8 protein-coding genes are annotated in these 23,259 nt (G+C 70.7%); 4 read left to right on the top strand and 4 right to left on the bottom strand.

Annotation, left to right across the window (positions count from 1 at the left end; genetic code table 11):
• Nucleotides 1–58: 58 nt before the first annotated feature.
• Together AW273_RS39100 and AW273_RS16690 are read right to left on the bottom strand one after the other, a co-directional pair.
• Entirely contained in the window at nt 59–2,182 is a 2,124-nt protein-coding gene (locus AW273_RS39100; RefSeq protein ID WP_269750246.1) for a collagen-like domain-containing protein, read from the bottom strand.
• A gap of 128 nt (nt 2,183–2,310) precedes the next feature.
• A complete protein-coding gene (locus tag AW273_RS16690; protein ID WP_062349245.1) occupies nt 2,311–2,679 on the bottom strand; it encodes a hypothetical protein in 369 nt (122 codons plus the stop codon).
• 189 nt (nt 2,680–2,868) lie between these two features.
• On the opposite strand from AW273_RS16690, the gene AW273_RS16695 reads away from it, so the two are divergent.
• Nucleotides 2,869–3,855, top strand: a complete 987-nt coding sequence (locus tag AW273_RS16695; RefSeq protein WP_062349246.1) for an aldo/keto reductase — start codon at nt 2,869–2,871, stop codon at nt 3,853–3,855.
• Nucleotides 3,856–3,868: 13 nt separating this feature from the next.
• Nucleotides 3,869–4,438 carry a dihydrofolate reductase family protein gene (locus tag AW273_RS16700; RefSeq protein WP_062349247.1) on the top strand — a complete coding sequence of 190 codons (570 nt, stop codon included), beginning with the start codon at nt 3,869–3,871 and terminating at the stop codon, nt 4,436–4,438.
• Here the strand turns inward: AW273_RS16700 and AW273_RS16705 are convergent.
• Both AW273_RS16705 and AW273_RS16710 read right to left on the bottom strand, forming a co-directional pair.
• A complete protein-coding gene (locus tag AW273_RS16705) occupies nt 4,411–5,802 on the bottom strand; it encodes an MFS transporter (RefSeq protein ID WP_062349248.1) in 1,392 nt (463 codons plus the stop codon). The genes AW273_RS16700 and AW273_RS16705 overlap by 28 nt on opposite strands.
• 28 nt (nt 5,803–5,830) lie before the next feature.
• Complete coding sequence (locus tag AW273_RS16710; protein WP_062349249.1) at nt 5,831–8,524, bottom strand: aminotransferase; 2,694 nt, start codon at nt 8,522–8,524, stop codon at nt 5,831–5,833.
• 153 nt (nt 8,525–8,677) lie between these two features.
• On the opposite strand from AW273_RS16710, the gene AW273_RS16715 reads away from it, so the two are divergent.
• Nucleotides 8,678–21,445, top strand: coding sequence for a hemopexin repeat-containing protein (locus AW273_RS16715; RefSeq protein WP_062349250.1), 12,768 nt, complete (start codon nt 8,678–8,680; stop codon nt 21,443–21,445).
• Nucleotides 21,445–23,259, top strand: coding sequence for a hypothetical protein (locus tag AW273_RS16725; protein WP_157555854.1), 1,815 nt, complete (start codon nt 21,445–21,447; stop codon nt 23,257–23,259). Before AW273_RS16715 ends, AW273_RS16725 begins: the two co-directional genes overlap by 1 nt.

Genomic DNA, 23,259 nt, shown 5'->3' on the forward strand with positions numbered 1-23,259 from the left:
GGATACGCGGCCCCCTGACCTTTCAGCCGTCAGTTCTCATGGAACCCGAGTCGGAGACTCAGGTGGCCATGCGAAGCGGAGGCGTCTGGTCGACCCACGCGGTGCAGTTCGCCGGGTAAGCCGGCGGGCCCAGCGGGTCACCGGGAGCGAAGAAGCCCCCGACGACCGGGACGGGCAGACCCACGGTGCAGACCGTCCGGTGGATGCCACCGGAGGTGGTCTGAACCGAGACGTGCAGGTACGGGATCAGAGCGTCGACGATGACCTCTGTCGATACCGAGTGCACGTTGTTCGGGTAGTTGGCCAGCGTGGAGAGGTTGTGCCACATCGGCGTGGTCCGCGGGTCGCGGATCCACGTGTCGCCGTTCGGCCGGACCGACACCTGGAGGGTGTCGAGGAGCAGGGGCGACAGCGACACCGACGTCCCCGACCCGGGTCCGGCCGGACCCTGCGGACCGGCCGGACCCTGCGGACCGGCGGGGCCGGTCGCACCGGTCGCACCGGTCGCACCGGTCAGGCCGGGCGCACCCGCCGGACCGACAGGACCTGCCGGACCAACCGGGCCGGCCGGGCCCTGAGTGCCCGCCGGACCGGCCGCGCCGGTCGCACCGATCGGACCCTCCGGGCCGGCCGGGCCCACGGGCCCTGCCGGGCCCTGGGCGCCTGCCGGACCGGCCGGGCCGGTCGCACCAGGAGTGCCGGGCGCACCCGCCGGGCCACCCGGGCCCGCGGGTCCGACCGGACCCTGGGGGCCCGCCGGACCGGTCGCGCCGGGCGTGCCGGGCGTGCCGGGAGCACCCACCGGACCCACGGGTCCAACGGGGCCCACCGGACCGGCGGCGCCTTCCGGACCGGCCGGGCCCACGGGGCCAGCCGGGCCCACCGGGCCGAGACCGCCCACGGGACCTGCCGGGCCCACCGGGCCCGCCGGGCCCTGCGCACCGGGCGTGCCGGGCGCACCCGCCGGGCCGACCGGGCCGGCCGGGCCGATCAGACCCGTCTCACCGATCGGACCCTGGGGACCGACCGGACCCTGCGGTCCAGCCGGGCCCTCGGGGCCCGCCGGGCCCTGAGTGCCGTTCGTACCCGCGGGACCCTGAGGTCCAGCCGGGCCCGCGGGGCCCTGCGGACCCTGCGGACCAGCGGGGCCACCCGCCGGTCCAGCCGGGCCCTGGGGACCGACCTGTCCCGAAGGCCCGAACGGACCACGCGGTCCCATCGGGCCGCTGGGGCCAACCGGGCCACGCGGACCCACCGGCCCCATCGGGCCACGCGGGCCGCGGATGACGATGGGCTTCTTCCAACGCGGGTCGTCGTGCCACCCCGCCACACTCTGTGCCCGCATCGGGGCCGTGGAGTTGGCGGGCACGTTAGGGTTTTGGGCCCCCTGCTGAGCGCCGGGGACCTGAACGCCCTGCTGAGCCTGCGGCGCGACCTGCGGCTGCGGCTGCGGCTGCTGCTGCTGGTTGTCCTCCCAGCCGCCCTGCTGCTGGTTGTCGTCCCAGCCGTTCTGCTCGTTGTTGTCCCAGCCGCCCTGGTCGTTGTTGTCCCAGCCGCGGTCGTTGTTGTCGTCCCAGCCGCGGTCGTGGTGGCCGTGGTGGCCGTGGTGACCGTGGTGCTCTTCCTCTTCGTGGTGGTGACGGTGCTTCTTCTTGTGGTGCTTGTGGTGCTCTTCGAAGCGGTGGTGGTCGCGGCGGTGGTGGTGCCGCTCGTGCACGTGGTGGTGGTGGTTGCAGCGGTCGCCGTAGCCGTGGCCCCAGTCGCCGTCGCCGCCCCAGCCGCCGGTCGCGCCCCAGCCGCCCTCGTCGTCGCTCCAGCCGCCGCCGTCGCCGTCCCAGCCGTGGTGGCCGTGGTGGCCGTGGTCACAGTGGTGGTGCGAGCGGTGGACGAAGTGCTGGCGGTGGTGACGGTGGAAGAAGCGGTGGTGCCTGTGGTGGTGGTGGCGGAAGCGCTTGATCACCTTGATCTTGACGCGCTTCAGCGGCCGCTTCTCCTTGTACTTCCAGTCGACCCAGCCGATGTTGTCGCTGAGCACGCTCGCGCCGGTGCCGACGGAGCTGGTGGCGCTGACGCCGGTGGCCCCGGTGAGAACCAGGCCGCTCGCCGCCACGGCGACGGCGAGCGCCTTGGCGCCGCGTACGGCGCGGCGACCGAGCTCGCGCCCTTTATCCTGAAAAGTCATGTCAGTCCATGCTCTTTTGTACGTGCATCCGAATTACGGGATCTGAATTGATTCCGTAATGCTGAGTAGGGTGCCCGGCGTACCAAAAAGCGAAAAGCTGGACATAGCTAACGAACGTAAACGAGTTTCTATTGCGCAGGAAAAGCGCCGACGTTCTGACATGAGAGGACGTTCGTCATCGTCCCGCGGACCTCGCTGGCCGGATCGCTCAAATCCTCGGCCGTCAACCCCCGCAGAGCGGAGCGCAGACGCGTCAGATCTGCGGTGAGCACGGGGTTCGCGCGATCGGAGACGTCGTCGAGGCGGCCTCCCACCAGGCCGTCGATCGCGGTGAGTGTGGCGGCGAGATTCGGACTTTTCGGATCAATCTCCTGAATCTGGGCGACGATTTCGACGGCGGCTTCGCACGGTGTCCGGCTATCTGTCCAAAACAGGACGTATAACCCCAGGCCCGACATAACTAATATGACGGAAATTGCGACGGCGACGCGGGGCATGAGCACTCCGAATGACGAGGGAACACGCCACAGGATGCCGTGAATAGGGGAAAGGTTGTCTTCCCATGACGAATACGTTGGAGTTCCCGGAATCACCCGCCCTGACATTTCGGTATTTGTCGTGACGTACCGGCTTGACCTGGAGCGCGGTCCAGCACGCAGACTCGGTCGCGACGACGGGAGGAACACATGAGATACCGCACGATCGGCGCCACGCCCGCGACGCGGCGCGAGGTGAGCGTGCTGTCGCTGGGGGCGATGTTGTTCGGCTCGGTGACCGACGAGGCGACCAGCTTCGCCATCCTCGACCGGTTCGTGGAGGCGGGCGGCACCTTCATCGACACCTCGGGCAACTACGCCTTCTGGACCGACGGGAGCCAGGGCGGCCACAGCGAGGAACTGCTCGGCCGCTGGCGGAGGTCGCGGGGGGTGGGCGACGAGATCGTGATCGCCACCAAGGTCGGGGCCCGGCCGCTGGCGCCCGGCACGAGCTACACCGACAACGCCGAGGGGCTGTCGGCGAAGGTCATCCGGGAGTCGGCCGAGCGCAGCATGGAGCGCATGGGCCTCGACCGGATCGACGTCCTCTACTCGCACATCGAGGACCACCGCACCCCGGTCGAGGAGACGGTCGAGGGCTTCGCCGCTTTGGTCGCCGAGGGGCTGGTCGGCATGCTCGGGGTCAGCAACCACGCCGCCTGGCGGGTCGAGCGGGCCCGCGCCGTGGCCAGGCAGCGGGGGCTGCCCGGCTACGAGATCCTCCAGTACGCCCACAGCTACGTGCGCCCCCGGGTGGACATACCCGACGCGCTGTTCCGCGACGGCAACCTCGGGTCGGCGGGGCCCGACCTGGTGACGTACCTGAAGGAAGAGCGGGAGCTCGTGCTGGTGGCCTACTCGCCGCTGATGTCGGGCCGCTACACGCGGACCGACAAGGAGTTCCCGCCCGATTACCGGCACCCCGGCACGGAGGCCCGGCTCGCGAAGGTCCGCGAGATCGCCGCCGAGACCGGGGCGACCGCGAACCAGGTCGTGCTCGCCTGGCAGATGGGGCACGAGGTGCCGATCATCCCGCTGGCGGGCGCCTCGTCCCTGGCCCAGCTTGAGGAGAACCTGGCGGCCGTCGACCTGGAGCTGACGACCGAACAGAGGGCGGCGCTGGACGCGACCCACTAGCTAGCCTGGTGGCATGCGGAAGATCATGATCACTTCGGCGGTGTCGCTCGACGGCTACATGGAGGGGCCCGGCCGGGACATCTCCTGGCACCGTGTCGACGCCGAGCTGCACCGCCACCTCAACGAACTGCTCGCTCCGCTGAGCGCCTTCATCGACGGGCGGGTCACCCACCAGTTGATGGCCGACTACTGGCCGACCGCCGACGACGACCCGGCGGCCACCCGGGAGATCGCCGACTTCGCCGAGATCTGGCGCTCCAAGAAGAAGTACGTCTTCTCCCGCACCCTGGAGGAGGACCGCTGGAACACCGAGGTGGTGCGCGAGTTCGACCCTGAGTGGGTCAGGGAGCTGAAGGCGACGTCCGGGGCCGGCATGGCGCTCGGCGGCGCGAACCTGATGGCGCAGTTCATGCGGCACGACCTGATCGACGAATACCGGCTCTACCTGAACCCGGTCGTCGTCGGGGGCGGCACCCCGCTGTTCCCGCCCGATCTCACGATGGACCTGCGGCTCATCGAGACCCGGCCGTTCGGTCAGGGGGTGGTCGAGCTGACCTACCGGCCGGGCCCGAACAGGTCGTAGAGGGCGACGAGCAGCGCGGCCACCACGAAGGCGGCCGAGGTGAGCATGGCGACCTGGAAGCTCTCGGCCCAGTCGCCGCGCGAGGTCGCAAGGTGGGCGAAATAGACCGCGCCGACGGCCGCGATCCCGGCCGCCGACCCGATCCGCTGCCAGGTCTGCAACACGCCCCCCGCGCTGCCCGCCCGCCTGACCGGCACGTGGCTGAGCGTGAGGGTCTGGTTGGGCGAGATGACGAGCCCGCTGCCGATGCCCGACAGCAGCAGCGGCCCGGCCGCCGCCCACCCCGCGTGTCGCCCGGGCACCTCGTGCACGGCCAGCATCGTGGCCACGAACCCGACGGCCACGATGAACAGCCCCCAGGCGACCAGCGCCCGCCCGTAGCGGTGCACCAGCCGTCCGCTGAGCCCGGCGGCGATGCCCGAGCCGATCGCGAACGGGACCGAGGCGACCCCGGCCATCAGCGCCGAATAGCCCAGGCCCTTCTGCAGGAACAGCGTGAACACGAAGAAGATCGCGGTGAACCCGGCGAAGTAGAGCACGCCGATCAGCCCGCCGAGTGTGAACGCCCGCGACAGGAACAGGTCCATGTGCACCAGCGGCTCGATCCGCCGGGCCGCCCGCAGTTCCCACCCCACGAACCCGGCCAGCACGGCCACCCCGGCCGGCACGAGCAGCCACTTCGCCGCGCCCGGCCACTGCTGGTTCTGCAGGAACGGCAGCAGGACCAGCAGCAGCCCGACGGCCAGCAGCAGCACGCCGACCGGGTCGAACCCGGGCTTGAGCGTGCGGCGCAGGTTGACGGCGGGCAGCATGCGCAGCGCGAAGGGCAGCGACAGCAGGCCGATCGGCAGGTTGACGTAGAAGACCCAGCGCCAGCCGTTCTCCTCGCCGAAGATCTGGATCAGCACGCCGCCCAGCAGCGGGCCCACGGCGGTGGACAGGCCGATCACCGCGCCCAGATAGCCGAAGGCCCGGCCGCGTTCCGCCCCCTGGAACATCTCCTGGATGTAGCCGCTGACCTGCGGCATCATCAGGGCTCCCGCGGCCCCCTGGATCAGTCGGGCGATGATCAGCCACCACTCGTTCTGGGCCGCGCCGCAGGCCGCGCTCGCGGCGGTGAACAACACGATGCCCCACATGAACACCGCCCGGCGGCTGCGCGCGTCGCCCAGCCGCCCGCCGGGGATGAGGGCGAGGCCGAAGGTGAGGGCGTATCCGGAGACCACCCACTGGAGGCCGCTGTCGCTGGCGCCGATCCCCGCCTGGATGTCGGGGAGCGCGACGTTGACGATCGAGACGTCCAGCAGCGTCATGAACGCCGGGACGAGGCAGACGGCCAGAGCGCGCCAGCGACGGGGATTCATACCCCGTCCAGTGCCCCGGCCAGGGGATTCACCAACCCTCCGACAGAGCGCGGGCCAGGGCGGCGGCGAAGAAGGCGGCGCTGTCCTCCGTCAGCACCATCGGCGGTTTGATCTTCAGGATGTTCAGGTGGTCGCCGGTCGGCTGGACGACCACGCCGAGCTCCAGCATCCGGTCGCAGATCGCCGAGGTCTCCTCGGTGGCCGGGGAGCCGTCGGGCCGGTTCAGCTCGACCCCCATGTAGAGGCCGAGGCCGTGCACCGCGCCGATGATCGGGTGCTCGGCGGCCAGCGTCTCCATCAGGTCGCGCAGGTGGTCGCCGACTCGGGCTGCGTTGGCCTGGAGGCCCTCCTGCTCGATGACGTCGAGCACGGTCATGCCGGTGACGCAGCTCACGGGGCTGCCGCCGGCGCTGGAGAAGAAGTAGCCGACCCTGCGGTAGGTCTCGGCGATCTCCCGGGTGGTGATGACCGCGCCCAGCGGGTGGCCGTTGCCCATGGCCTTGGCGATCGTGATCACGTCGGGGACGACGCCCTGCTGCTCGAAGCCCCAGAAGTGGCGGCCCAGGCGGCCGTAGCCGACCTGGACCTCGTCCGCGACGCACAGACCGCCCTTCGCGCGCACCTCGGCGTAGACGGCGGCGAGGTAGCCGTCGGGGAGCGGGATCCCGCCCGCGTTGCCGTAGAAGGCCTCGGCGATGAAGCCCGCCGGTTCGCCGACCATGGCGAGGGCCTTGGCGAGCGCGTCGGGGTCGCGGTGCGGGGCCGGGACCGGGCGGACCCAGGCCGGGCGGGTGGCCATGGCGGCGGGGTTGTCGGCCGTGGACGTGCTGACGGCGTCGGAGGCCATCGTCCAGCCGTGGTAGGCCTCGGCGACGCAGAGCATCTCCTCGCGGCCGGTGGCGACCTGGACCAGCCGCAGCGCCAGGTCCACCGCCTCCGACCCGCTGTTGACCAGGAACACCGTGTCGAGCGGATCGGGGGCCAGGTCGGCCAGCCGGCGGGAGAACTCGGCGATGGCGCGGTAGTTGAACCGCGAGTTGGTGTTCAGCAGGGCGAGCTGCCTCGACACCGCCTCGGTGAGGCGCGGGTGGGCGTGGCCGATGGCGGCGACGTTGTTCACCATGTCGAGGTAGGTGCGGCCGTTCGTGTCGGTGAGGTGCTGCCGCCAGCCGCGCTCGATCCGGGGCGGGTCGGCGTAATAGTGCTCCTGGACGTCGGCGAGGGCGTCGCGGGAGAAGCGGGCCGGTTCGGGGGCCGGGCGGATGCCGAAGAGGGGGCCCGGGTCGGGGCAGATCGCCTGCCAGGCGGCCGACTCCTCGGGGGTGACGAAGGCGGGGGGTTCGAGGTCCCGCACCGAGCAGAGGGTCGCGTAGACCGGACCGGAGACGAACCCGAACTGGTCGCCCGCGCGGACCGGCCCCTCCCATGTCTCGACCCCGCTCAGCCGCAGGTCGAGGGTGGCGCCGCGCAGCACCCCCAGATACACCTCGCCGTCGAAGGGCGCGTGCACGGCGGTGCCCGCCGGGAGGCGCGACTCGACGCCGAGCGGCACCGTCGCGGGCGCGTCGAAGGAGTGGATCCGGGTCTCGGTCAGCCTCGGTTCGCCGGCCCGATGGGCGACGCCCTCTTCCGGCGTGTACGACTCCAGCACCCCGCCCGGCAGATCGCTCGTCACCGACAGGTCCCGCACCGGCAGCACCGGCAGCACCGGCACGATCGGCGCCCCGGTGAACCGGGCCGGGGGAGTCTCCCGGAACGCCGCCTCGGCCACCTCGAACGGCAGGCTCGACGCGGTCTCGAAGGCGCGGAACTCGGCGTCCTGCCGCTCGGTCGCGTAGTCGTTGTCGGGCTCCAGCAGCGCCTGGTGGACCCCGCTGACCACCAGCACCGCCGTGCGCGCCACGATCGCCGGCCAGAGCGCGGCCAGTTCGTCGCCGGTCAGCGGCACGACCCGCTGGAAGGCGCGCACCGCCGGGAGGATGGCCAGCGGCCGTTCCGGCGCGTGGTGCAGCAGCGACGCGCAGGTCACCGCGAGTTCGCCGACGATCCAGCCGTGCCCGAGGTCGCCGAAGTCGATCACGCCCTCGGGGACCGGACGCCCGTCGGGGCCGATCGAGCAGACCACGTTGTCGTCGGTGAGGTCGCCGTGGACGGCCTGCGTCCGCAGGTTCCCGGCCAGCGCCTCCAGCCGGTCGCAGGCCAGGTCGGCGGCCCGGCGCACCAGGTCGCGGCCGGTCGACAACGAGCCGATCATCTGGTCGATCTCGGTCCGGGCCCGGCGCAGATCCCATTGGGAGACACGGTCGAGCCCGGGGTGGTCGAGGTCGGCGAGGTTGGCCACGAGCCGCCCGGCCAGGTCGCCGAGCCGTCCGACGACCACGGGCGCGAGATAGGCGTGCTCGATCAGGGGCGTGCCCGGCACGAACGTCAGCAGCCGCGCCCGCAGCCCGTCGCCGAACCGGGCGACGTATCCGCCGCCGGTCGCGGGCCGGGGTTCGGGGACCGTCATCCGGCCGGCGAGGTGCAGCAGGGCGGCGTCCTGGGCGTCGAGTTCGGCGTCGGTGTAGCCCGCGTTGGCGACCTTCAGCAGGAACCGGCCGTCGACGACGTAGTTGCGGTCCTGGTTGCTGCCGACCTCCCTGACCTCGCCTCGGACGCCGAAGCGGGTGTGCGCGATCTCTCGGGCCTGGTCGAGGGTGACATCAGGACGGACGACGTTCATGTGCCGAGATTTCCGGTCATGGCGCCCAGTCTCGCATCGCCGGACAAACCCAAGTGATCGAAGTTGTCACCGTTTCGGTAGATAGCTCTTCTTTGCCGGATCGGCGAGCATGGGGCGGCCGATTCGGGGGCCGTCGATGGAGGGGACTTCCGCGTGCGTAGCGATGCTTCGATCCCGAGCTATGAACGACTCTTCGGAGAACTCGATCTGCGGACGGGAGATGAGGCGCGCTCGGTCTACTCCCCAGCGGCCTATCTGACCGATCTGCTCACCTTCCTGCAGGAGACCTTCCACGACGTCGCGCTGCTGCGCCGCCGCCCCGGCATCGGGAAGATCCCGCTCGACGAGGAGAACACCTCCACGACGGTGCCCTACCTCGACATCGTCAACGAGGTGCTGGAGGCGCTGGTCGGCGACGACCCCTACGGGCGGCTGCCCGGCCTCAAGCACCCGCTCGCGCTGCCGTTCTCGCTCGACGCGGCCCGGTTCACCACCTACCTGCGCTACCTGGGCGTCGACCCGGTCGAGTTCTACCGGCTGTTCGCCGCCAAGGTCGACCGCGACCGGGTCACCCGCGACTACCTGGGCCTGACCGAACACGACGTCGCCGTCATCACCACCCCGCGCACCGACGCGGCCGGGTTGTCCGAGGCCTACGGGCTCCACGACGAGCCGATCTCGGTGCTGCACGACGTCGAGCGTTTCCTGGAGGCGACCTCCCTCACCGGCGCGGAGCTGACCGAGCTCCTCTACGGCGATCCCGAGGTGGAACGTTCCCTTTCGGGTACTTTCGTCCATCAGGGCGCGGTGGTCGAGGTCGGCGAAGACGGCCGGACGCTGGTGCTCCGCGACGGCGGCGCCGTGCCCGACGTCTGGCTCGACCGGGCCCACCGGTTCATCCGGCTGGCGAAGAAGACCGGCCTGTCGTTCACCGACCTCGACCGGGTCGTCGGCGCCTTCACCTCGGTCCTCGACGCCGGGACCTTACGCGCGGTGGCCGCCGCGGCCCACCTGCACCGCACCCACGACGTTCCGTTCGACTTGGTCGAGTCGCTGACCACACGCACCCTCCCGGCCGAGGTCGGCGACCTGCCGCGGCCGGCCGGCGACATCCTCGCCCCGCAGAACCGGACGTTCCGCCGCGAATTGGCACGTTCCATCGATTTGGCCGAGTCAGAGCTGGTCGAGACCGTACGCCGGTTCCGCGACCTCTACGCCGGGCCGCTGGAGGAGAGCCCGTTCGACCGGGAGATCAGCCGCGCCTCGATCGTCGTCCTCCACCGGGTCGCCCGGATCACCGGGCACCTCGGATTGTCGGTGGCCGAGTTGTTCGCGGTGCTGACCGCGCTGGAGAACGACCCCGCCATCGAGCGCCACTCGACCTTCCCGGTGCTGCCGGTGCTCGCGCCCTCGTCGGCCGACGTCCACCGGATGCTCGAACGCGACGACGACCCGGTCTCCTCGCTCTGGCTGGCCCAGACCCTCGTCGAGGTGGTGGCCTGGATGCGGGTGTGGGGGTTCGCCGGCGACGACCTCACGGGCATCCTCGGCGAACCGGCCACACCCGAGTCGGAGGCCGAGCAGGCCGAGGTCATCGCCTCGATCGCCGACCAGTTCGCCGCCGTGGCGCTGACCCCCGGGGTGTTCGTCTCCGACCGGTTCGACGAACGGGCCGCCCGGGTGGTCCACGACGTCCTGGCGGCCCACCGCGACGGCGTGGTCTCCCCGCACGACCCGCGCCTGCTGCGGCTCGACCCGGCGACCGTCGCCACCGCCGCCCACGACGCGGTCGACGCCCTCGGCGTGCTGGCCAAGGGCGACTTCGAGGGGCTCGGGCTGGCCGACCGGCTGACGTCCAAGATCTTCTCCAATCTGGTGATCCGGGGGGTGCTGCGGCCCGACGGGCTGCTCGCCACCGAAGACCTGCCCGACCGGCTCACCCTCGCCGGCGACTTCGCCGCCCACCGCGACGAGTTGTTCACCGTGATCGCCGGGCTCCAGAACGCCTTCTACCCCTCCGACCTGGCGGGCGTGTTGCCCGAGCTGACCGAGGCCGAGCGCGCCGAGCTCTACGACAACCTGGTCCACAACGGCCACCTCGGCGACGAGGGCGACGTCACCGACCCCGACTTCTTCGCCGAGCCGGCCAACGTGACCGAGTTCCGGGTGAACGCGCCGCTCGACGACGTGGCCCCCGCCGTGCTCGCGCTGCTGCGAGACCGGGTGTCGGCCTACCGGACGGCCAGGATCGAGCTCGACCCCGCCGCGTTCGCCGAGTTGAAGCTCACCGCCGAGCAGTTCGACTCGCTCGCCCGGAGCCTGCGCTTCAACGGCTTCGTCGACGCCGACCTGTGCTTCACCGACAAGGCGGCGCTCGCCGTGCTCGACGTCGCCGACTTCGGGATCGCGCTGGAGTTCTATCCGCTCCGCCGGGTCGTCCTCGACGCGATCAAGGCGCAACTGGCCGCGGTCAAGGCCGAGATGCACCTGGTCACCCCCGACGACTTCGCCGGCGCGGCCGACGAGGCCATGGCGGCCCGGGTCGTGCGGCGGCTCGAAGGGCCGATCACCCGCGACGGGCGGATCCACGAGGAGCTGCGCGCGGAGCTCGACGACGCCGAGGGCACCATCGACCTGGGCGAGGGCTTCACCGACGGGGACGGGGAGCTCGTCTTCGAGCGGATCGCGGCGCTGACCCGCGCCCAGGCGCCCTACCGGATCGACCTGGACGCCCTGAGCGAGCTGGGCTTCGACGACGACGAGCGGCCCCGGCTGGTCGAGATGCTGGTCGAGGCCGGGCACCTGACGCCCGCACTGGCCGTCCCCCAGGCGCGGCTCGGCTACTTCCGGCAGGTCACCAGCGCGCTCGACTTCAGCCTGCCGGGCGTCGACGACTACGCCAAAGACGTCTTCTTCGTGCTGCACGCCGCCGCCAAGGAGCAACTGGCCGCGATCACTGAGATCGCCGCCACCCTCGGCGACCTCGCGAGCCGCCAGCACCGCACGCTGCTCAACGTGCTCCAGGACGTATTCGGGGTGTCTTCGCAGGTCGTCGAGGCCATTGGCGCGGCGGTCGCGCCCGGGGCCCTCGACGTGCTGGTCGCCCCCGCGGTCAAGGGGCCGGCCGGCCCCGACTTCCGGCGGGTCTACCGGCGGTTGCGCCGGTTCGCCCGGCTGGCGGCCAAGCTCGGCCTCGACGTCGACGAGGTCGCCGTCGCCTTCCGCGACCAGGACCTGGCCGGCAAGTTCCCCGAGCCGCTCGCGCTGCCACGCGGCGTCGACCGTTTCGACGCCCTGCTGACCGGCCACGACGGCCTGATCCACCTGTTCAGGGGCGGCTCCTACTGGACCTACTCCGCCGGTCACCAGCTCGTCGACCAGCGGCCGAAGGCGCTCACCGAGTTGTCGCCCCGCTTCTCCCGGCTGACCGCGATCGACGCCGCGTTCACCCGCGACGGCGCCGACTGGCTGATCGGCCGGGGCGACGACGGGAAGTCGCACGCCTTCACCCGCGCGAGGGGCGAGACCCGCTGGGCGCCGAAGGCGCAGACCTGGGGCGCGGTGCGCAACGGCTTCACCGCCCCCAAGAAGATCGACGGCGCCTACGTCGACGCCGAGGGCCGCACCCACCTGTTCACCGGCGACCAGTACCTGCGCTACTCCGCCGACGGCCCGTTCACCGTGGCCGACGAGGGCTTCCCGAGGTCGATCGCCGAGTGGTGGCAGGGCGACGGCCCGCTCCCCGAACGCTTCCGCGACGCCGTCGACGCCGTCTTCCACGGCCACGACGGCCGCACCCACGTCTTCTCCGGCGACCGGACCTTCGACGGGCTGCAGGAGCAGCCGATCACCGACCGCTGGGGCCGGATCCGCAACGCCTTCGACGGCGCGGCCCGTGTCGACGCGGCCTACGCCGACGCCGAGGGCTACCTGCTGTTCGCCGGGAACCAGGTGATCCGCTACACCGACGACCCCGAGAACGACGAGGTCCGGGTCGCCGACGGCTACCCGCAACGGATCGAGACCTGGCGGCCGGGCCTGCCGGTCAAGTTCGAGAGCGCCGTCGAGGCGGCGTTCGCGGTCGGCGACACCGTCCACCTGTTCAAAGACGGCAAGACCGTCTCGCTGCCCGGCGGCCAGATCGGGTCGACCGCCGACGTCTGGGGCGTGCCGAACGAGGCGCTGCCCGGCGGCCGGGTCGACGCCGCGTTCGTCGGCCTCGACGGCAAGACCTACCTGTTCAGCGGCGACCGGTACATCCGCTACTCCTCCGCCGACTACTCGGTCGTCGACCCCGGCTACCCGCGGGCGATCGAGGGCGACTGGGGCGGTCTCGACCGGGTCGACGCCGCGTTCGTCATGGACGGCTCCGCCCACCTGTTCGGCCCGGTCGGCCTGATCCTCGACCTGCCCGCCGACTACGAGGCCGAGCTCGCCGACGGCACCTGCTCGCCCGCCCTGCGCCGCCGCCTCCAGGCCCACGGCGTCACCGTCGGCGCCACCACGCCCGTGACCGGGGCGGCCCCGCAGTGGCAGGTGGTCGCCGAGGGGAACATCGGGCTGATCATCCGCCGCGTCGGCGACCGGATCAAGGTGTACGGCGACGACACCCCCTTCTACGTCCGCTACTCCACCCGCGACTACACCCGGCCCGACGAGGGCTATCCGAAGCCGCTGGCGGAGAACTGGCTGAACCTGCCCGACTCGTTCGGCTCGATCGACGCCGTCTTCACCGGCCGCGACAACGAGACCTGCCTGTTCAGCGGCGGCCACTTCGCCGTCTTCGACAACCGCCACCGCTGGTGGTCGGAGCCGATGCCGCTGAGCGACCGGTGGGACAGCATCCCGTTCGAGGAGGTCGACGCCGCCTTCGTCGGCAAGGACGGCAAGACGTACGTCTTCTCGGGCTCCGAGTACGTGCGTTACTCCACCGCCGACTACAGCGAGATCGACGACCGCTATCCGGCGACGACGGCGAACTTCTGGGGCAACGTCGTCAACACGATCCAGCGCACCGGCCGGGTCGACGCGACGCTCGTCGTCGACGTGACCGAGAAGGCCGACGGGATCGAGTCGACGCACACCTACACCTATCTCTTCTCCGGCGGGCAGTACGTCCGCTACCGCGACCACGACTACGACCGCGTCGAGTTCGGCTACCCGAAGGCGTTGTCGTCGCTGAAGTCGGAGCCGAGGCTGAAGGCGCTGACCGTCGACCTCGACGGGATCGACGCGGCGTTCGCCGACGGGCGGACCGTCTACCTGTTCCGGGGCGACCGGTGGCACGCGGTGTCCGACTCCCTCACCCGCTCCTACTCGATCCCGGGCATCACGGCGGCCTACGTCGACAACGGCTCGGTCATGGTGCAGACCTCGGCCGGGTGGCGGCGGCAGCACGCGCTCGAAGGGCCCGTCTTCAGCGAGGAGATCCGCCCGCCGGCGCTGCGGACCGTCCCGGCCGGCTACCAGACCGGCCTCGACGCCGTGCTGACCGGGGCCGACGGCAACGTCTACCTGTTCAAGGGCCCGATGTGCTTCAACACGGCCGTCGGCAAGGACTACCCGCTCGACGAAGAGTGGGGCCGCCCGCGCAACACGATCTACCAGGACAACTCGGTCGACGCCGCGTTCGTCGGCCGCGACGGGCGCACCTATCTCTTCTCCGGCGACCAGTTCGTCGTCTACGCGGACTCGCCCGACGTGATCGACGGCGAGCCGAGGCTCATCGCCGACCACTGGGGCGGGCTGACCGGCGTGGCGCTGGCCTACTACCGCGACGGCAAGACCTACGTGTTCGAGCGGCCGGACGCGTCCGGCATGATGCGGCACCTCGTCTACACCGGCGACGAGGGGGCGTACACCACCCCCGACCCGGGTTACCCGACGCTGACCGACGAGACGTTCTGGAAGGCGCCCGACGGGTTCCCGATGCCCGACGCGGTGATCTTCGAGGGCGACACGATGGTGCTGCTCGCCGGGGAACGCTGCGTGCAGTTCAGCGAGGCGACCGGCCTCTGGTCCTACCCCCGGCCGATCGAGCGCGTGTGGCGCGGCTTCTCCGTCGCGACCGGCGACCGGCTGAGGTCGGCGTTCACCGGGGCCGACGGTGCGACGTACTTCTTCTTCACCGAGACCTACACCCGCTACGCCGACCGCGCCTTCTCCGCGCCGGAGGAGATCCGGTCGCGGTGGGGCCGGTCGGTCAACCCGTTCGGCTCCCGCGTCGACTCGGCCGTGGTCTTCGGCGGGCACACCTATGTGTTCGGGGGGTCGCAGTACGTCCGCTACACCGGCGCCGAATACCGCTACACCGACCCGGGCTACCCGAAGCCGATCTCGGTCGAGCTGCGCCGGGAGGCCGCCTTCGCCGGGCTGCCGGAGGCGTTCGAGGACGCCGTGCTGGACGGCCCCGTGACGGCGGCGGTGGCCAACGGCCGCACCGCCCATCTCGTCGTCGGCGACACCGTGTTCGCCGTGTCGACGGCGCTGACCGCGACCTACCCGCTCGGGCTGCTCGGCCGGGTCCGCAACACCGTCGTCGACCGGCGGAAGGTGGACGCCGCGCTGGTCCGGGGGCAGCACACCTATCTGTTCTCCGGCGACCAGTACGTCCGCTACACCGGCGCCGACTACCTCTACGTCGACGAGGGCTTCCCGCGCACGATCGCGAGCGACTGGGACCTGCCGCCCGAGTTCCAGGACGGGGTCGACGCCGCCTTCCTGCGGGAGGGCGTCGCCCACTTCTTCAAGGGCGCCAGGTTCATCGCGGGCGACACGCTGGGCGACGTCGCCACGACGTTCGGGAAGATCCGCAACGACTTCGCCGACGGCTCGGTCGTCGACGCGGCGTTCGTCTCGGCGCGGGGCGAGCTCTACGTGTTCCGGGGCGGCCAGTACGTCCGCTACTCCTCGGCCGACCTGAAGCACGCCGACGAGGGTTTCCCCCGGACGATCCGCGACGACTTCGGCGACCTGCCCCGCACGTTCGAAGAGGGCGTCACCGGCGCGTTCACGCTGGGCGAGGCCACCTATCTCGTCAAGGACGACCGGTACGTGCGCTACTCCGGCCGCCTCGACGTGGTCGACCGCACCTTCCCGCAACTGTTCCGGCACCGCTGGTCGGACGCCGCCGACTACCGCCTGTCCGACGTCTACACGATCACCGAGTTCGCCGACCTGACCCGCCGCCACAGCGGGCTCGCGGAACTGCTGGCCAAGGGCGCGGCGGAGCCGTACGAGAAGCTGGCCGAGATCTTCCCCTGGGACGTCGAGGAACTCCGCTGGGCCAAGCGCAACGCGGGCCTGATCACCGAGTTCCCGGTGGAGGACGAACGCTTCGAGATCGAGTTCCTGCTCAAGCTGGTCCGCCTGTTCGCGGTCGCCGCCAAGACCGGCGCGGGGCCGTCGAAGCTCCACGGCGCGACCGCCGACACCCTGGAGGCGCTGCTGCCCGAGGCCGCCGTGCCGCTGGCGCACAACGACCTCAACGTGCTCAAACGCGACGCGCTGGTCCCGGCCGTGCTGCACCTGCACCCCGAACTGGCCACCGCCGCCGAGATCTACGAGCACGCCCTCATCGACGTCCAGATGGGCAAGGAGGGCGTCACCTCCCGCATCCGTGAGGCCATCGCCGCCACCCAGCTCTACCTGCACCGCTACCTGCTCGACCTGGAAGAACTCACCGCGGAAGAGGACGTCAAGCCGAGGCTGCGCACCTGGTGGACGTGGCTGAAGAACTACCGGATCTGGGAGGCCAACCGTAAGGTCTTCCTCTACCCGGAGAACTACATCCGCCCCGAGCTGCGCGACACCAAGACCCCGGCGTTCAAGGAACTGGAGGACGACCTCCTCCAGGGCGAGATCACCGCCGAGTCGGTGCAGCGCGCCTACAAGCGTTACCTCGACGAGTACACCGAGGTCAGCCGCCTGGCCATCGCCGGCGCCTACGTCTACAGGGCCGACGACGACCCCGAGGGCACCCGCCAGCTCGTGTTGTTCGGCCGCACCCGCACCGAACCGCGCCGGTGGTACTTCCGCGAGGCCGAGTTCCGCGACGGCGAGCGCCTGTCGGCGAGCTGGGAGCCGTGGTCGCGCGTCGACGTGCAGATCGAGGCCGAGCAGGTGCACCCCGTGCACGCCTTCGGCCGGGTCTTCGTCTTCTGGACGATCGTCGAGTCGGTCGCCCCCGAGGACACCGGCAAGACCGTCATCACCGCCACGACCAAGGGTGACGAGCAGAGCGTCTCGGCCCCGCCGCCCAAGAAGCGGGTGAGGGTCTGCTACTCCTTCCAGAACCTCAACCGCGAGTGGGTCGCCCCGCAGACCCTCCCGGCGGGCGCGCTGCACGACGGCGTGATCGTCGTCGACGAGCTGACCGTGCGGGCGTCGTCGACCGTGCCGGGCAAGGGCACCCACGACTCGATCGTGGTCTCCGCCGCCTACCGGGCCGCGGGCGATGCTTTCACCACGTCACACGCGCTCACTCCCGAGTTGTACGCCCTCCCGATCGAGGCCCCGGCCGCCCAGCCTCGCCCGATCGGCCTGGGCAAGGTGTTCGCCGAGGCGGTCGGCGGCCTGATCCGGTTCAACATGCCGGCCGAGTCGACCGACGGGCCGTGGTTCAGCGTCGACCACAAGGGCGGCAGCTTCCTGGTCCGCCCGATCACCGCCGACCCCGGCGAGGACGCGCAGGTCCTGCCGCTGAAGGAGAACAACCACCGGCTGCCCGGCCAGGGCGGCAACCGGACCGGCGCGGCCCAGTGGACCAAGATCGACGCGGGTTTCCAGCGCGGCGACTCCCGCTACTACTTCAACGGCCCCGACTTCGTCGTCATCAAGGCCACCGGCGGGATCCGCACCACCACGGAGAAGATCGCCGACCGGTGGGGCGACGTCGGCGAGTCGGAACTGGCCCGGACCGGCCGGGTCGACGCGGTCCTGGTGCGCGACGGCCACTACTTCATATTCACGGGCGCGGAGTACTACCGCTTCACCGGCCTGAACCGGATGGACCTCGGATATCCGAAGCTCATCAGGGACAACCCCGACGACCTGCCCAAGTGGAACTCGATCAACGCCGCGTTCACGATGGGCGGCACCGAGTACTTCATCAACGGCTCCGACCTGATCACCCGCGACGTCGGATCGGGCGCGTTCTCGGCCACCACCAAGGTGGCGAGCCGCTGGGGCAACAAGTCGCGGGTGCAGGCCACCCTCACGCGGGGCACGACGCTCTTCCTGATCTTCGACTCCACCTACTCGAAGTACTCCGACGTCGGTCAGCACAGCCCCGACAAGGACTATCCGCGCGACCTCAAGGGCAACCCCGACGAGCTCCCCGGCGACCGCAAGATCAGGTCGGCGATCGACATGTCCGGCACGCCCTACTACTTCGGCGACGACACCTACACCGCCGGCACCGACACCACCCCCCGGCCGACGCGGCCCCTCGGGCGTGTCTCGACCGGGCTCAACCTCGGCGGGTCGGTCGACGCCGCCTACGTCGACGGCGACCACCTCTACCTGGTCAGCGGCCTCGACCTGTTCCGCTACACGATGACCGGCAACGACATCCCGGCCGTCGCCGACGCGGGCTACCCGAAGACCCTGCCGCGGGAGATCGACGCCACCTTCAAACGCGGCGACCAGCGCTACGTCTTCGCCGGAGACGCCTACACGGTGATCCCGGCCGACAGGGAGCTCACCGCGATCAAGGACTTCGTCCCGATCGAGGGCAACTGGCGCTCCCTGCCGCCCGACTTCGTCGGCACCTACAACGGCGCCATGGACACCGACGCCGAGCTCATCCTGTTCCTCGGCGTCAACTTCGCGGTCAACCCGAAGGGCGGCGTGCTGGAGCGGCCCTACGAGTGGGCGTCGGTGCCGCACGAGATCGTCCGGCTCACCTCCAGCACCGCGTTCGAACTGAACCGCCGCCTGCTGGTCGGCGGGGTCCCGGCGCTGCTCGCGCCGGAGACCCAGGAGATCGACGAACTGCCCTCCTTCAGCACGTCGGGCTCCGGCACCACCGTCATCCGGGTGCTCGACGACCTGGCGGGCGTGCCGGCGAGCAGCCACATCGACTTCCAGAGCGCCAACGGCCGCTACTACTGGGAGATCTTCTTCCACGCGCCGATGCTCATCGCCCAGGCGCTCAACGCGGCCCAGCGCTTCGAGGACGCCAAACGCTGGTACGAGTTCGTCTTCGACCCCACCGAGCCGGAGCGCTACTGGCGGTTCCTGCCGTTCCTCGCGATCGACCTGCGGGCGCTCGTCGAGGGCTGCCGGATCGACCTGCGCAACCTGCCCGCCCAGGTCGGCGTCGACATGGCGCCGCTGCTGGCCGACCTGGAGACGCTGGCCCCGCTGTTCGACCACGCCCGCGCCTGCACCCCCGATGATCTGGCCCTCCTCGACGGCCTGGCCGACCGGGCGCAGCCGTTCGCGACGCACGACCGGCTGCGCGAGAAGGTCGGCATGATCGCCCGCCTGCGCCGCCAGTACGACCTCATGGGCGACCGGGGCGCGCTGCTGAAGGCCTACCTCGACGACCCGTTCGACCCGCACGCCATCGCCGCGCTGCGGCCCACCGCCTACCGGCGGGCGGTCGTGATGGCCTACGTCGACAACCTGCTCGACTGGGGCGACCTGTTGTTCCGGCAGTACACGATGGAGTCGGTCGACGAGGCGCGGATGCTCTACATCCTCGCCTACGACCTGCTCGGCGACCGGCCGCAGGGCGTCGGGCGGCGGCGTCTGCCGACCGTGCGGGCCTACGCGGAGCTCGACCCGGCCGAAGAGGGCGACCCCTACGCCGAGCGCGTCACGGCGGGCGGCAGCCTGCTCGACGGCATGGGGGCCATCCACCGGGGCGTGGCCGACGGCTACTTCTTCATCCCGGGCAACGCCGTGCTCGGCGAATACTGGGACCGGGTCGAAGATCGGCTGCGCAAGATCAGGGCCTCGCTCGACATCCTCGGCGTCAGCCGTCCGCTGCCGCTGTTCGAGCCGCCCGCCGACGTGATGGCGCTGGTCAGAGGGGCCGCCGCCGGGCTCACCCCCGACCAGGTCAGCGCCGGTCTGGCGGGGCCGGTGCCGCACTACCGGTTCGGCTTCCTGCACCGCAAGGCGCAGGACCTCGTCGACCGGCTGCGCGCCTTCGGCGGCGAACTGCTCAGCGTGCTCGAACGCCGCGACGCCGAGGAGCTCTCGGTCCTGCAGAACCGGCAGGAGGCCAACATCCGGCAGATGACCCGGGCCGTCCGCGAGGCCCAGGTCGAGGTGGCCACCGAGTTCCTCGCCCAGATGGAGGCCTCCCGCGAGGCGGCCGAGGCGCGGCAGAAGTACTACGAGAAGCAGATCGCCGACGGGCTGACCTCGCTCCAGCGGTCGCAGCTCGACATCATGACGGCCGCCGCCGCCGCCCACCTGACGGGCGCGGGCCTGAAGGTCGGCGCGGCCATCGCGTTCGCCGCGCCGCAGGTGCTGGCCGGTCCGTTCATCCTCGGCACGATGATCGGCGGCGAGCAGGTCGGCAAGGTCATGGAGACCGGAGCCGAGATCGCCGAGGCGCTCGGCGAAGGCCTCAGCGTCCTGGGCGAGCTCTACGGGGTGCGCGTCGAACAGGAACGCCAGGAAGACGAGTGGGCCTACCAGGTCATGCTGGCCAAGGCCGACTACCGCGAACTGGGTCACCAGGTCGCCTCGGCGCGGGCCCAGCTCGCCCAGGCCCAGCGCGACCTGGAGATCATCGACCAGGAGATCGCCGACCTGGAGGCGGTCGCCACCTTCCTCACCGGCAAGTTCACCAACGCCGAGCTCTACCAGTGGCAGGCCGGCCGCCTGGCCCAGATGTACTTCGCCAGCTACGGCCTCGCCCACGAGACCGCCAAGGCGGCCGAACGCGCCTACCAGTACGAACAGGGCATGAGCGACTCCTACATCCAGCCGGTCTACTGGGAGAGCCGCCGCTCCGGCCTGCTCGCGGGCGAGGCCCTCGGCGTCGACCTCGAACGCCTGGGCAACGCCTACGTCTCGGCCGACGGCCGGGGCTTCGAGATCACCAAGCGGATCTCGCTGCTCCAGCTCGACCCGCTGGCCGTGCTGAACCTGAAGAACGACGGCCGCTGCGAGTTCGCGCTCACCGAGGCGCTGTTCGACCGCGACTTCCCCGGCCACTACGCACGCCGCATCAAGACCGTCTCGGTGGTCTTCGACGGCCCCGACGGCCCGCTGGAGGTCAACGCCGTGCTCACCCAGACCGGGCACAAGACGATCCTCACCCCCGACCCGAAGGCGGTGCGCTACCTGCTCGACGCCAAGGGCGACATGCCGGCGTCGATCAGGTCCGACTGGCGGCCGACCCAGCAGATCGCCCTGTCGGACACCGAGGAGCACCGCGACAACAACGGCCTGTTCGAGCTCCGCTTCGACGACGAGCGTTATCTCCCCTTCGAGGGCACCGGCGCGGTCTCGACGTGGAAGATGGAGGTCACCGGCCGCCGTCCGTGGGACCTGTTCGACGTGACGCTGCTGGTCAAGTACACCGCCGAGCAGGGCGGCGACGTCTTCGCCAACGCGGTCAGGGGCATGCGCAAGCCGTATGCCGCCGCCCGCTACATCGACGTCGCCGGGGAGTTCCCGGCCGAGTGGCAGGCCTTCGCCGACGGCGGAGACCTGGTGCTGCCGCTGTCGCCCGACCTGTTCCCCGACATCGTCGGCGTCCAGCTCACCGGCCTGTACGCCCGCTACGACCTGGCCGACTGGGGTTCGGCCCGGTTGCTGCTGAACGGCCAGGCCGTCAACGACGGGACCATGCTCCGGGTGCCGGGCCTGCGGGCCGAGGAGCTGACGTTCACCGGCGACGGCGACCGCGAGGCGCTGCTCAACGCCGGGCTGATCCTCACCTACAGGGCGTTGTGATGCTGAAGAAGAAAAAGAAGAAGCCGCAGAACACCACCACCACGACGACGCCCGCTTCCCAGACCGGGAACCGGGTGCCGTCGCCCGGCTTCAGCCTGGCCGGGATCTTCGGGCTGGTGCGCACCCCGGCGAGGCGGCAGCAGCCGACGTCCAACTCCTCGTCGAACTCCTCGAACACGACCACGACCATCAGCTCGACCCGGACACCGTGGTTGCGGTCCACCCCCACTCAGCGCCCGGCCCGCGGCGACGTCACGATCCACATCCGGCGGCCCGGCGAGGGGAGCTCGTCGTCCTCGTCGGAGCCGGAGAAGGTGGTGGTGATCCCCGACGACCCGCAGGAGTCGAGCGAGTCGGGGGAGTCGGACGCCGAGCAGGGCATCTCACCCGACGTGCTCCAGATGATCAGGGAGATGGAGGAGGTCCTCCAGCTCCCGGGGGCCGACGACGCGGTCTACCTGCCGGTGAACCAGCTCGGCATCACCCTGAAGATCGACTATGGCCCGCTCCGGCGGATGAAGGAGGGCGAGGAGGCCGCCTTCATCGACGCCCGGATGGAACAGATCATGGGTCGCCCCCTGCCGATGGGCGTCAAGTTCATGCAGTTGTACGGCGCGTCCGACCCGCGCATGACCGTCTGGGTGATGCGGGCGTTGTGCCTGCTCTCCGACAACGCCGAGGCGTTGTCGGCCATGGGGGTCGACCCGAAGAAGGCGGTCGAGCGGCTCATCGCGATGGCCAAGAAGCAGAGCCGGATGTCGATCTCGGCCCCCTCCCACGGGTTCGAGATGCAGATCCTCCAGGTCGGCGGGTTCGTCGAGGGCAAGCTGCTGGCGGGCCTCCTGCCGCCCTCCAGCGGCACCGTCCTCAAACTGCTGTCGCTCTACCACCCGGACAGGACGGAACGCGGGGAGATCCGGATCCTCCCGCCGCTCGATGCCCGGGGGCTGGACACCCAGCTCAAGTACCTGCTGCGGCAGGTCGTGAAGAGCGAGTACAAGGCCTGGCGGGAAACGGGCAAGCCGCTGGCGTTCAACTCCATCGACGACATCGCCAAGGTGGCCGGCTTCCTGCAGAAGTGGCTGAAGGACCGCTTCGGCACCTTCCCGCTGGCGGCCGTCGACAGCCTCTACCACAACGGCTGGACCTACGAGAAACAGATCGTCAGCACGCTGAGCAAGCCGGGAGACGAGCCCGAACTGCTCGGCTGGCTCATGAACCGGGGCCAGCTCGTCGGCTGGGGCAAGAGCTACGGCGCCCCCTTCGTGACGGCGCACTTCGACCCGGCACGCCCGCAGGACCGGGAGGCGCTGCAGAAGATCTACACCGACCTGCTGGGCGACTCGGATTTCAAGAAGGCGCTCACGGCCGTCAGCAAGCTGACCGCCTGCTGTGCCAAGGGGCAGGGCAAGATCATGGTGCAGCCCCTCTTCCCCAGCACGAAGGTGGTCAGCCGGGTCCAGTTCCGCTGGCGGCAGTCCCGCACGCTGATCCACGAGTTCATGCACGCCCTCACCCACCAGAACCTGACGGAGGCCTCCCGGGTCATCGGCGAGGGCCAGGTGCTGACCGAGGGGCTGACCGACCTGCTCACCGCCCACTTCTTCGCCGAGCTCGTCAACGAGGTGCGGAGCAACGGAGAGATCCGGCAACTGATCCTCGGCGGCGAACCCTTCGAGGAACCCGCCGCCAAACACCTGGAGGTCGGCTACGGCACCGCCGGCGAGAAGGCGAAGATCATCAAGGCCCTGGTGGGCATGGACAACCTGATGGCCGCCTACTTCCTGGGCGCCGTCAAATTCATCGGCCTGTAG

This window comes from Herbidospora yilanensis, assembly GCF_001570565.1.
Classification (GTDB): Bacteria; Actinomycetota; Actinomycetes; order Streptosporangiales; family Streptosporangiaceae; genus Herbidospora; species Herbidospora yilanensis.